This window comes from Hohaiivirga grylli, assembly GCF_039655745.1.
In the GTDB taxonomy this organism is placed as follows: Bacteria; Pseudomonadota; Alphaproteobacteria; order Rhizobiales; family Beijerinckiaceae; genus Hohaiivirga; species Hohaiivirga grylli.
On record NZ_JBBYXI010000002.1, the window covers coordinates 697,146 to 708,974 of the forward strand.

The 11,829-nt window shown below is 49.0% G+C and carries 9 protein-coding genes and 1 pseudogene; 2 read left to right on the plus strand and 8 right to left on the minus strand.

Annotation, left to right across the window (positions count from 1 at the left end; all coding sequences use genetic code 11):
• Nucleotides 1–321 precede the first annotated feature (321 nt).
• From WJT86_RS12295 to WJT86_RS07610, 7 genes and pseudogenes are all read right to left on the minus strand, one after another.
• Nucleotides 322–531 (minus strand): annotated as a pseudogene (locus WJT86_RS12295) (twin-arginine translocase TatA/TatE family subunit); the annotation flags it as partial.
• Between the two features lie 243 nt (nucleotides 532–774).
• Complete coding sequence (gene scpB / locus WJT86_RS07585) at nucleotides 775–1,506, minus strand: SMC-Scp complex subunit ScpB (protein ID WP_346336939.1); 732 nt, start codon at nucleotides 1,504–1,506, stop codon at nucleotides 775–777.
• 1 nt (nucleotide 1,507) lies between these two features.
• A complete protein-coding gene (locus WJT86_RS07590; protein WP_346336940.1) occupies nucleotides 1,508–2,299 on the minus strand; it encodes a segregation and condensation protein A in 792 nt (263 codons plus the stop codon).
• A gap of 35 nt (nucleotides 2,300–2,334) precedes the next feature.
• Nucleotides 2,335–3,345 carry a beta-N-acetylhexosaminidase gene (nagZ, locus tag WJT86_RS07595; RefSeq protein WP_346336941.1) on the minus strand — a complete coding sequence of 337 codons (1,011 nt, stop codon included), beginning with the start codon at nucleotides 3,343–3,345 and terminating at the stop codon, nucleotides 2,335–2,337.
• A 24-nt stretch (nucleotides 3,346–3,369) separates the two neighbouring features.
• On the minus strand, nucleotides 3,370–4,899 hold the full coding sequence (locus WJT86_RS07600; protein ID WP_346336942.1) for an SPOR domain-containing protein: 1,530 nt from the start codon (nucleotides 4,897–4,899) through the stop codon (nucleotides 3,370–3,372).
• A 30-nt stretch (nucleotides 4,900–4,929) separates the two neighbouring features.
• Complete coding sequence (gene argS / locus WJT86_RS07605; RefSeq protein ID WP_346336943.1) at nucleotides 4,930–6,690, minus strand: arginine--tRNA ligase; 1,761 nt, start codon at nucleotides 6,688–6,690, stop codon at nucleotides 4,930–4,932.
• 64 nt (nucleotides 6,691–6,754) lie between these two features.
• Nucleotides 6,755–7,978 (minus strand): deoxyguanosinetriphosphate triphosphohydrolase, encoded by a 1,224-nt coding sequence (locus tag WJT86_RS07610; protein ID WP_346336944.1) that lies wholly within the window; start codon nucleotides 7,976–7,978, stop codon nucleotides 6,755–6,757.
• A gap of 138 nt (nucleotides 7,979–8,116) precedes the next feature.
• Here WJT86_RS07610 and erpA point away from each other — a divergent pair, with 138 nt between their 5' ends.
• The gene (erpA, locus tag WJT86_RS07615; protein WP_346336945.1) at nucleotides 8,117–8,440 is read left to right on the plus strand and encodes an iron-sulfur cluster insertion protein ErpA; all 324 of its coding nucleotides are present in this window, start codon (nucleotides 8,117–8,119) and stop codon (nucleotides 8,438–8,440) included.
• Nucleotides 8,441–8,518: 78 nt separating this feature from the next.
• On the opposite strand, the gene aspS is transcribed toward erpA, so the two are convergent.
• Nucleotides 8,519–10,327, minus strand: coding sequence for an aspartate--tRNA ligase (gene aspS / locus WJT86_RS07620; RefSeq protein ID WP_346336946.1), 1,809 nt, complete (start codon nucleotides 10,325–10,327; stop codon nucleotides 8,519–8,521).
• A 340-nt stretch (nucleotides 10,328–10,667) separates the two neighbouring features.
• On the opposite strand from aspS, the gene rnd reads away from it, so the two are divergent.
• Complete coding sequence (rnd, locus tag WJT86_RS07625; protein ID WP_346336947.1) at nucleotides 10,668–11,828, plus strand: ribonuclease D; 1,161 nt, start codon at nucleotides 10,668–10,670, stop codon at nucleotides 11,826–11,828.
• The last annotated feature ends 1 nt before the right edge of the window (nucleotide 11,829 follow it).

Consider the following 11,829-nt stretch of genomic DNA (forward strand, 5'->3'; position numbering starts at 1 on the left):
CCGGTTCACCTCTCAGGAAAAGTAGCGGCATCAGCCGCCACCAGATTAAGAGCTAGCCTTCTTACGTGTTGTAGAAGCTTTAGCTGCTGTTTTCTTTGCTGGAGCCTTTGCCTTTGAAGCTGCGGCCTTAGGAGCTGCTACTTTCTTAGGGGCTGCGACCTTCTTAGGTGCGGCAGCAGCTGTCTTCTTAGGAGCCGCAGCCTTTGCCTTTGGAGCTGCGGCCTTAGGAGCAGCCGCACGCTTGGCAGGAGCAGCAACTTTTGCAGCAGGAGCGCGCTTTTTAGCAACTGTTTTTACTGGCTCAGCAATTGCTGCTGGAGCTGGAGCGGCCTGCTCAATAACCTTTGCTTCGTCTGCGCGCGCCGGCTGAGCTGGCTGAGCAGGAGCTTCATCTTCACTAAGACCCTTCTTGAAGGATTTAATCCCCTTCGCGAAGTCACCCATAATGTCAGAAATTTTGCCACGTCCGCCAAACAGGACAAGTACAATTGCAATAACAATAAGCCAATGCCACAGACTTAAACCGCCCATAAAATCCTCCTGTGCCATCTCTTCAAGGCACTTTGAACACAAAAACTAATGCGAAAAACGCTTGTGTTCTAAATGATGTAACTTGCTATATCATACAATCTCAAGACTGTCGTCGTCCACAGAGCAAGCGCGTTCTGGAGTAAAAAAATCCTGCTTATGACTGTGCAGCTTCACTTTTTGATATCTTTGACCGACCTTTCGGTCGCCTTAGAGGCAAAAAGTCACACGACAGCGTAAAGTCAATTAGATTTCACCATCAGGTTCAGTCTCATCTTCATCCTGATTCTCAGTATCCATTCCGTAGAACAGATCTCCTTCATCCAACGGATCTTCGTCTGGTAACAGCGTATCGGTATCATTAGGTAATGGCAGATCAAGACCAGCAGGCAAACGCCCTTCAAGCAGCCCTGCCCCTTTAAGCTCTTCCAGACCTGGTAAATCTGTAATGGCATCCAGTCCGAAATGATCAAGGAAGACACGCGTTGTACCGTAAGTTACGGGCCTACCGGGGGACCGCCGGCGCCCTCTTAAACGTATCCAGCTTGTTTCCAGCAACGTATCAATCGTTCCTTTTGAGGTTGTAACGCCTCTTATCTCTTCAATTTCAGCACGTGTTACAGGCTGGTGATAGGCAATGATTGCCAGTGTCTCAATTGCAGCTCGTGAAAGCTTTCTGTTTTCGACGATATTTCTTGCCAGCATAAAGCCAAGATCAGTCGCCGTTCTAAAAGCCCACCCGCCTGCAACACGAACGAGATTAACCCCTCTCAAAGCATAAAACTGCTCAAGATCATTCAGAATACGTGCAACATCTGAACCTTCAGGCAAGCGACCGAGCAACTCCTCTTCCGTTACAGGAGCAGCTGAGGCAAACAATATTGCTTCTGCCAGACGAATACATTCTTCATGGGTTGGTGGAATAAGGGCCTGCCCCGCATCTGAACTGTGATGATTCTCAGGAGTATCCTGTTCCATATCACTCTTCTTTCTTCTTATTGGCTTTTAGCCAGACCGGGCCAAACGCATGATCCTGATGCACAGAAAAGCGCCCCTCTTTCACCATTTCAAGCGTGGCGGAAAGCGCGGAAGCTAAAACGGTCGGACGCATAGATGGCTCAACCAGATATTTTAGAAGATGCTCATCAAGGCTCACCCAGTCACTGGCATAACCTATTAAACGTTCAAGAGCCGTGCGCGCTTCGTCAAGAGACCAAACCTTTCGGCGTTTAAGCGTTACGCGGGCATTAAACTGTTTTTCCCTTTGTGAGGCATATGCAGCCAGTAGTTCATATAATGTCACATCCCACTTTGCCTGTGTTGTATCAACAACAGGCTCAGCCGCACCACGAGCAAAGATATCACGCCCCAAACGATCTCGCTCTGAAAGCAACTGCGCCGCCTCCCGGATAACCTCAAGGCGTTTAAGACGAGAAGCCAAAGCTGCAGCCAGCTCCTCAATACTGGGCTCATCATCCTTTGGTGGCTCAGGCAGTAATAATCTGGATTTCAGATAGGCAAGCCATGCCGCCATCACAAGATAATCAGCAGCAAGCTCAAGTCGTAAACGACGTGCTTCTTCAATATAGGCTAGATATTGCTCTGCCAGCGCCAGAATTGAAATGCGATGCAGATCAACCTTCTGGCGGCGCGCCAGCTCAAGCAAGAGATCCAGAGGGCCTTCAAAACCATCAATATCAATCAGCAGAGCATTTTCGCGCTCTGCCCGATCAATTGGTTCGTTGCCATCAAATTGGAGTTCTTGCTTCATGTCACTCCACTATAAGGCGAACGTACGATTAAACGTCAAGCAGAGAAAACAGAATTAAAACGTTGACGCATATCAGCCAGATCAACAGAAGGACGTGGCGCAGCAATCATTTCCAAAGCTGAAACAGCTCTTTTTAAAGCCTGCCCGTCCAGAGCCGGAACTTCAGCCATAACAGCAATCATTTCATCCATCTGGCCATTACAATGCAGGGCGACATCACAACCAGCCGCAAAAGCTGCTTTTGCGCGTTGACCAAGGCTGCCAGCCAGCGCCTGCATAGAAAGATCATCGCTCATTAGCAGGCCACTGAAACCTATATAACGACGAATGATTTCATCAATCACAATTTTGGATGTTGTTGCCGGATTATCTGCATCAATAGCGGAATAGATAACATGAGCCGTCATTGCCAACGGCATATCAGCCAGCTTCGTGAATGGTGCAAAATCCTGCTCCAGCTCTTCACGGGAGCACTCAACGATCGGCAAGCTCAAATGACTGTCAACGCCTGCCCGACCGTGTCCGGGTATGTGTTTGATAACCGGTAGAACTCCACCATCCAACAAACCGTTGGAAGCGGCCAGCCCAAGTGTTGCAACAATCTCAGGCTCATTTCCATAAGCACGGTTACCAATAACATCATGAGCACCCACAACCGGCACATCAAGAACCGGCAGACAGTCAACCGTAATGCCAACTTCTCGCAAGTCACTGGCAATCAGATGAGCACCAAAACGCGTCATCTCAATACCAAGTTTTTGATCGCGAGCATAAACCTCTCCATAAGCATTGCCCGTTGGATAGGCAGGCCAGTCTGGAGGCCCCATACGCTGCACGCGCCCCCCCTCCTGATCAATCAGGATTGGTGTATCATCGCGGCCCGTAATATTACGTAAGGCGTCACAAAGGCGACGAACCTGTTCACGATCAGCGATATTCCGCTTAAAGAGGATAAAGCCCCAAGGATTATTATCCTTGTAAAAAGAGATTTCATCCGGGCTCAGCTCAAGTCCGGAACAACCAATGATTGCTGCACTTATAGCCATGGCAATATCACTCTTTCAGCCAGATTAGTTTCTGGCCACGTAACAATCACCACCAGCAGCCTTAAAGCTGTTGCATAGTGAATTACTATCTTCACGGCTCATACCAACAGAACGAATGCGATAAATTGTTCGACCATTACTTTCAGCAGCCTGAATTGATGGTGAAACATTTGCAAGAACATCCGGATATTGCGCTTTCAGTCGATTGAACCGCGCCAATCCTTCAGCCTCACTGCTTCCCAGACCGAACTGAACAGCATATGGGCCAGTTGAACGCGCAGCCGATGCTGGTGTCTGGGCAGGTGCTTCAACAGCAGCAGTTCGTGTTGGCTGAGCAGGTGCGGTTGCGCGTGGCTCAGGCTGTGGTGCAGGAGCTGGAGATACAGGAGCCGGACTTTCATACGTATCTTCTGGCTCTTCCAGAGCCTGAGATGTCGCGGCTGACTGTGTCTGAATGCTAGTAGTGCTTGTACCAGGAGCAGCAGGCGAAGCTTCACCACCGATCACTGTTCCGTCTGGACGCACAGCAACCGTACGAACACGCCGTGCTTCACCAAGACTATTTACGAAAGCAGCGTTAGCCCGCGCCCCCGTTGCTTCCTGAACATCCACAGGCTGCTCTTCACGATTGACAACCTGAATATTTCCTTCTGAAGCAGCGTTACCCTGATAAATTTGCTTGTTCTGATCAGGAAACTCTTTTCCACCAGGCGTTTCGGGTGCAACCTTTGTAGGTTCATCAGAAGCCGTGACAAGTGGCGGCTCGTTATCTCCGACAATACCCGTATTACGAAGCATCATATAGCCACCAACGGCAGCTCCAGCAACGATTAAGGCCGCCAGACTGATTGCAAGTTTCTTTTTGCCAGACTTCTGAACGGGCATATGAGAGAGTTCTTCAGTCTCATAATAACCCGGCTGATATCCAAGATTTGGGTTGGCATAAGATGGCGTATAACTTTCTGGTGGCAATGTAGCCGACGGAGTCTCCGCAACCTCATCCTGATAAGCGGGTGCCTGAGAATCAAGGTATTGATCTTCCGGCAGAGCAGCCTGAGGAGCTGAAGGCTGGCGTGAATATGTGCCATAAGGACTAGCGGCTGGAGCTGCCTCTGGCTGCTTCACCCCTGCAAAGCCGTCAAATCCTGAGGAAGGCGGCAACGGAGAGTTTGAAAAGCCCTGAAACGGCTGGTTGCCAGCAGGCTTTGAAGCACCACCCAGAATATTTTTAAAAGGATCATCCTGCCCAACAATACGGGCCAGTTCCTGCAACGGATCCGGCATATTTTGTGCAGAAGGCTTAGGCGCAGGCTCCTGCGGCTGAGGCGGGAAGTCTGGCGCAACAGGCGGTAACGCCGGTTCGGCAGTCAAGGTTTCTGCCACAAAAGAATCTTCTGAAGCAGGCTTGATCTGAGGCATGGATGGCGCATTTATCGGCTCACCCGTGAATGAAGGCTCCTGCCGCACCTGTGTCGGCGACGCAGCCGCACGTCTTAGCTGACGATCAATTTCATCAAGATCAACAGTAAACCGCGGTTTTGTCGGCTCATTCATGCGGCCGCCCTCCTATTACTCAAATAAAAACTATCTCATCTCGTCTGGGGCTGAAACACCCAAAACACCAAGACCTGACGCCAAAATATCCCGAACAACAGTCACAAAGACCAAGCGGGCCTTTGTAAGCATTGCATCATCCTGATTAATAAACCGTAATTGCGGCAAGTCCTTGCCTTTATTCCACAAACTATTAAGGCAGCTAGCCAGTTCATAGAGATAAAAAGCCACACGATGGGGCTCATGACTTGCAGCCGCGGCTTCAATAAGACGCGGATACTGGGCAATAAAACGAAACAGCTCAATTTCTGAAGAATCACTCAGGGCAGAAAGATCGACATCTGAAAGCCCCTTAGCCGAAACATCCATGTCTGGCAGAAGTCTCTTCACTTCACGCAGAACGGATGCACAGCGAGCATGGGCATACTGCACATAAAACACCGGATTCTCTTTTGCCATCTCAACCACTTTGGCAAGATCGAAGTCTAACGTACCGTCATTCTTACGGAAAACCATCATGAAACGCACAGCATCAGGCCCGACCTCATCGACAACCTCACGCAGTGTTACAAACTCACCGGCACGTTTGGACATCTTCACCGGCTCACCATTCCGGAGCAAGCGCACCAACTGGCAGAGCTTTACATCAAGCTTGCCCTGCTGATTGGTAATGGCCTTTACAGCAGCCTGCATACGTTTGACATAGCCACCGTGGTCAGCGCCCCAGACGTCAATCATTGATGGGAAGCCACGCTCATACTTTGAATTGTGATACGCAATATCTGCAGCAAAATATGTGTACGACCCATCCGATTTCATCAGTGCACGATCAACATCATCACCAAAATCAGTTGATCGGAAGAGTGTCTGCTCACGATCTTCCCAATCTTCTGGCAGCTGGCCTTTTGGTGGCGGCAGGCGTCCCTCATAGATCAGACCGCGCTCACGCAACGTCTCAATTGTTTTGCGGATTTCATCTGTTCCATTCTGGGTCAGAGATCGCTCTGAGAAAAAGATATCGTGTTTGATATCAAGAGCAGCCAGATCTTCACGGATCATGTCCATCATGGCATCAATGGCGAAGTTACGAACCACTGGCAGCCATTCAGCTTCGCTTTGAGACGTCAGCTCATTGCCATATTTCTTGGCTAAAGACTGACCTACGGAAACAAGGTAATCTCCCGGATAAAGCCCTTCCGGAATTTGCCCGATCTCTTCACCAAGAGCTTCGCGGTAACGCAGATAAGCTGAGCGTGCCAAGACATCAACCTGTGCGCCAGCATCGTTGATGTAATATTCACGCGAGACATTATATCCAGCGAATGAAAGCAGACCTGCAAGAGCATCACCAAATACCGCACCACGACCATGACCTACGTGCATTGGCCCTGTCGGGTTTGCAGATACATACTCGACATTAACCGCCTGCCCCTTGCCCTGCTCGCTCCGTCCAAATTCCTGACCAAGTGCAAGAGCATCTTTCAGAACTTTATGAAACACTTCTGGGACAAGTGTCAGATTGATGAACCCTGGACCTGCAATATCAACCTTAGAAACAAACTCATCACTTTTGAGCTTTTCAATGATCATCTCAGCCAGTGCCCGCGGATTGCTCTTGGCATCTTTTGCGAGAACCATGGCAGCATTTGTTGCGAGATCACCATAAGTCGCATCCCGCGGAGGTTCGACAACAACGCGCCCGGTATCAAGCCCCTCAGGCAATCGCCCTTCGGCAACCAGTGTATTGATAATATCTGTTACGCGACGCTCAAAAAATGCAAAGATATTCATGATCTCTATTCGCAAGGATTCGTTCTGTTTCGGTATATGCAGGACTTAAGGCAGATGTTTACGACTAGCGCAAGCTGGGAACGCTGCCAAATAGCCTCTGATACGCAAGAATAGCATATCTATCAGTCATACCGGCAATATAATTGGCAACTTGCAGCGCTTTCTGAGGCATATCCTGTGTCTGCACCTGCCATTCTTCAGGCATATCACCCTCGTGCTCCATATAGTGCCGGAATAAACTCTCAACGATATTCTCAGCATCCTTGCGAACACTCATCACCCGCTCATGGCGATACATATGCGGATAAAGGAAACCTTTGATTGCCTGATCAGCGGCATGCATCTCAGCAGAAAATGTTACCTGTGTTTTTGATGCATGACGGATATCATCTGCGCTCTTTGGATTAAGAGCCGCAAGATTAAGATCACTTTCGCGTACAACATCTTCAACAAACCGGGTAATCAGCCGACGTGTCAGCTCATGACCACGGCGCTCAGTACTCAGATCTGGATAGCGGCTATCAATCTCATCAAGCAACGCATTCAACAGGGGAATTTCACGCAGCTCATCAAGCTCAAACAGGCCTGCCCGCAAACCGTCATCAATATCATGGGTGTTATAGGCAATATCGTCGGCAATTGCAGCGGCCTGCGCCTCACCGCTGGCATATGTATCCAGCCATAAATCCTGCTGTTTATTGTAATCCAGAATAAGCTGAGGAATACCACTGACTTTATAACGCTCGGTCGGCGTGCCATCCTTATTCAGCAACGGGCCATTATGTTTGACGAGACCTTCCAAGGTTTCCCATGTCAGATTCAGACCATCATGCTCGGCATAATGGTTCTCCAGTCTGGTCACAATGCTGAGTGCCTGCGCATTATGATCAAACCCACCATAGCTTTTCAGACAACGGTTTAAGGCATCCTCTCCGGAGTGCCCAAATGGTGTGTGACCAAGATCATGCGACAGCGCCAAAGCCTCTGCCAGATCCTCATCCAGCCCAAGTGACCGGGCAATAGCACGGGAAATCTGAGCAACCTCAATCGTATGCGTCAAACGTGTCCGGTAATGATCACCTTCGTGATAGACGAAAACCTGTGTTTTATGCTTAAGGCGACGAAACGCAGATGAGTGAATAATACGGTCTCTATCGCGTTGAAACTCACTTCTGGTCGGGGATGTATCGGTAGGAAAAAGCCGACCCCGGCTGTTTGCAGGATCACAAGCATAAGGAGCCCGCCACCTTTCACCAAAAGACTTCACCCGTTTCTCCTCCTGACACATCCATGTGTCACCACACACGACCTTTACGCATATATGAATATTCTTCTTCAGGGCTGCTTGAAGCTGCCATGATTAGTACTTAGTTTTAACAGTAAAGGATTCGCAGGAGAAAAACCTGCAAATTATGAAGCGGAAACAATGAGCATTACAGTTACTGAGCGTGCGGCAAAGCGCATTAATACCATTCTGGCGAAAGAACCTGAGGGAGCGATGCTCCGTATCAGCGTCAATGGTGGCGGCTGCTCAGGCTTTCAGTATGCCTTTGATATTTCACCAGATAGAAATGCCGATGATACTGCCATTGAAAAAGATGGCATCACCGTTCTGGTTGACGAGATTTCCCTGCAATATCTGGATGGTGCCACAGTTGATTTTATTGATGACCTGATGGGGCAATCATTCCGTATTGAGAACCCCCAGGCAACAAGCTCGTGTGGCTGCGGAACCTCCTTCTCAATATAAGTTTTCCTTAAAACAAAAAACCACCGGTTACATTCAACCGGTGGTTTTTCTTATATGACATCAGTTTTTAAACTGATCTTATTTCTCTGGCAGATTCAGACGAATGCTGAGTTCACGTAGCTGCTTTGGCGAAACGTTTGATGGGGCACCCATCATCAGGTCTTCTGCGCGCTGGTTCATTGGATAGAGAACAACTTCACGCAGGTTCTGCTCATCACACAGCAACATCACAATACGGTCAATGCCTGGTGCGATACCACCGTGCGGAGGAGCACCAAGGCTCAGGGCCTTCAGCATGCCACCGAACTTCTCTTCCAGAACATCACTGCCATAGCCAGCAATCTCGAAAGCCTTATGCATAATGTCCGGGCGGTGGTTACGAATAGCGCCAGAAGACAGCTCGTAACCGTTACAGACGATATCATACTGGAATGCATTGATTGACAGGATTGTATCCTTGTCATTCGGATCCAGAGCCATAAAGGCATCATGATCATAGTTTGGCATGGAGAATGGGTTGTGTGAGAAGTCGATGCGCTTCTCATCTTCATTCCATTCATACATTGGGAAGTCTGTGATCCAGCAAAGGATGAACTGGTCTTTATCACCAAGACCAAGGTCATCACCAATGCGGACACGTGCCTTACCAGCCAGAGAAACAGCCTTATTCTTTTCATCAGCGGCAAAAAAGACCGCATCACCAGCTTTAAGGCCTGCTTTCTTGGCGATGATTTCCTGTACGTTTTCAGGAACGAACTTGGCAATTGGCCCCTTACCGACCAGCTTGCCATCCTGCTCTTCAAAGATGATGTAGCCAAGACCTGGAGCACCCTCACCACGAGCCCAGTCATTGATCTTATCGAAGAATGAACGTGGCTGTGTTGCGGAGCCCGGAGCCGGAATGGCGCGAACCACACCGCCAGCTTTGACAACATTCTTAAAGGCATTGAAGTTGACATCATCACGAAGGAATTCTTCGGACACATCAACAATTTCAATCGGGTTGCGCAGGTCCGGCTTATCAGAGCCGTACTTCAACATAGATTCAGCATATGGAATACGCTGGAAGACTTTACTGACAGGACGTCCATTAGCGAATTCTTCAAAGACACCACGCAGAACCGGCTCAATCGCCTGGAACACATCTTCCTGAGTGACAAAGCTCATTTCAATATCGAGCTGATAGAACTCACCCGGGCTGCGGTCAGCACGCGCATCTTCATCACGGAAGCAAGGAGCGATCTGGAAATAGCGGTCAAAGCCCGCAATCATCGTCAGCTGTTTGAACTGCTGAGGAGCCTGAGGCAATGCGTAGAACTTGCCGGGATGCAAACGTGACGGCACGAGAAAATCGCGAGCACCTTCTGGAGAAGAAGCTGTCAGGATTGGCGTCTGAAACTCAAAGAAGCCCTGATTTTTCATACGCGTACGCAGCGAATCAATGATTGCACCACGCTTCATGATATTCTGGTGCAGCTTCTCACGGCGCAGATCAAGGAAGCGATAACGCAGGCGTACATCTTCCGGATATTCCTGATCACCGAAAACAGGCATTGGCAGTTCAGCTGCCGGGCCAAGAATTTCCATATCAGTGATAAAGATTTCAACCATACCGGTTGGCAGTTCAGGATTCTCGGTTCCTTCAGGACGCTTGCGTACCTTGCCATCAAAGCGGACGACCCACTCAGAGCGAACGGTTTCAGCCATCTTGAATGCTGCGGAATCCGGGTCAACAACACATTGTGTCATGCCATAATGGTCGCGCAAGTCGATGAAGAGCAAACCACCATGATCTCGGATACGATGGCACCAGCCTGACAATCTGACGGTTTCGCCAACGTGGCTTTCGCGGATATCTCCGCAGGTATGACTGCGATAACGATGCATGGTCTGATCTGCTCTTGTTGATCTGCTCGGTTGCCAGATTTCTCTGACAATGAATATGTTAGAAAACTAAAACACCCCACGCGCAAGAGCCCTTGCCAAACGTGAATGTTTCCAAGAAACATGACTTAGCCATTTATTCCCAAAAGACCAAGGCTAATTTGAATTTTTCTGACGAAACATACCCATATTTCCACGTTTCCCTAAAAAATTCCTTTTCTAATGCTTACAGATCAGGCAGTTACATACCCCAAGCACAGCTGAATCGCTGGTATATTATCTTGAGAGATAATAATCTTATAAGCAGTCAGCTTACGTCACTTAGGATATCTGAACGCTGCCCATGGAACTGAATACGACCCCAATAACAACAACAGATGCTTTGCGTGCAGTCTGTGACCGTCTGGCCCAACATCCTTTTATTACTGTCGATACAGAGTTTATGCGCGAAAGCACGTATTACCCTGTGCTTGACCTTATTCAGATTGCCAGTCTTGATGAAGCTGTTCTGATTGACCCGCTGGCAGACAAGATTGATCTTCAGCCATTTCTAGATCTCATGGCCAATGAGCGCGTGATTAAGGTTTTTCACTCCGCGCGTCAGGATCTCGAGATCATCTGGAATCTTGGACAGATTATCCCTACCCCGCTTTTTGATACCCAGATTGCCGCAATGGTTTGCGGCTACGGTGATTCCGTCTCTTATGAGCAGCTTTGCAATGATCTGGCGAATGCCAAGATTGATAAATCCTCCCGCTTCACAGACTGGTCACGTCGCCCACTCAGCGAAGCACAGCTGACCTATGCCCTGAGTGATGTCACTCATCTGACAAAAATCTACCAGAAGCTTATAGCTGAGTTGGAAGAAAGCGGACGCCTTGGCTGGATAGATGAGGAGATGAGCATCCTCACCTCCCCAGATACTTATAAGGCTGATCCTGAGAATGCATGGCGCCGTCTTGCTGGCCGGTTACGTAAATCAAAAGACCTGCCCGTACTAATGGAACTCGCAGCATGGCGTGAGCGGGAAGCCCAGAGAAGAGATGTCCCACGTGGACGTATCCTGAAAGATGAAGTGCTGGTTGATGTCGCGACATCTGCGCCACGTAGCGTGGATGCACTTGGAAAACTGCGTTCAATCCCAAAGGGTTTCGAGCGTTCCCAGACAGGTACGGATCTTCTGGAGGCGGTAGAACTTGGCCTGACACGTGACCCTGATACTGTTCCAAGGCTTGAAAAACATCGCCCGAAGAATGGCGGTGGAGCAACAGTCGAACTGCTAAAGGTGCTCTTAAAAGCAGTCTCAGAGCAGGAAAAAGTAGCCCCAAAAGTTATTGCCAATACTGATGATTTGGAAGCTATTGCCACAAATGATGAAGCAGATGTTCCAGCCCTACAGGGATGGCGGCGTCAACTGTTTGGCAATAAAGCCCTTGCCCTGAAAAAAGGGGAATTGGCACTTGCTATCTCTAAAGGGCGTGTCTCACTCATAGAGATTAACTGAC

Bases quoted from the DNA above. Each gene is read 5' to 3' on its own strand.
- scpB (WP_346336939.1), bottom strand. From the start codon at position 1,506: ATGGAACAGGATACTCCTGAGAATCATCACAGTTCAGATGCGGGGCAG.
- WJT86_RS07590 (WP_346336940.1), bottom strand. From the start codon at position 2,299: ATGAAGCAAGAACTCCAATTTGATGGCAACGAACCAATTGATCGGGCA.
- nagZ (WP_346336941.1), bottom strand. From the start codon at position 3,345: ATGGCTATAAGTGCAGCAATCATTGGTTGTTCCGGACTTGAGCTGAGC.
- WJT86_RS07600 (WP_346336942.1), bottom strand. From the start codon at position 4,899: ATGAATGAGCCGACAAAACCGCGGTTTACTGTTGATCTTGATGAAATT.
- argS (WP_346336943.1), bottom strand. From the start codon at position 6,690: ATGAATATCTTTGCATTTTTTGAGCGTCGCGTAACAGATATTATCAAT.
- WJT86_RS07610 (WP_346336944.1), bottom strand. From the start codon at position 7,978: ATGTGTCAGGAGGAGAAACGGGTGAAGTCTTTTGGTGAAAGGTGGCGG.
- erpA (WP_346336945.1), top strand. From the start codon at position 8,117: ATGAGCATTACAGTTACTGAGCGTGCGGCAAAGCGCATTAATACCATT.
- aspS (WP_346336946.1), bottom strand. From the start codon at position 10,327: ATGCATCGTTATCGCAGTCATACCTGCGGAGATATCCGCGAAAGCCAC.
- rnd (WP_346336947.1), top strand. From the start codon at position 10,668: ATGGAACTGAATACGACCCCAATAACAACAACAGATGCTTTGCGTGCA.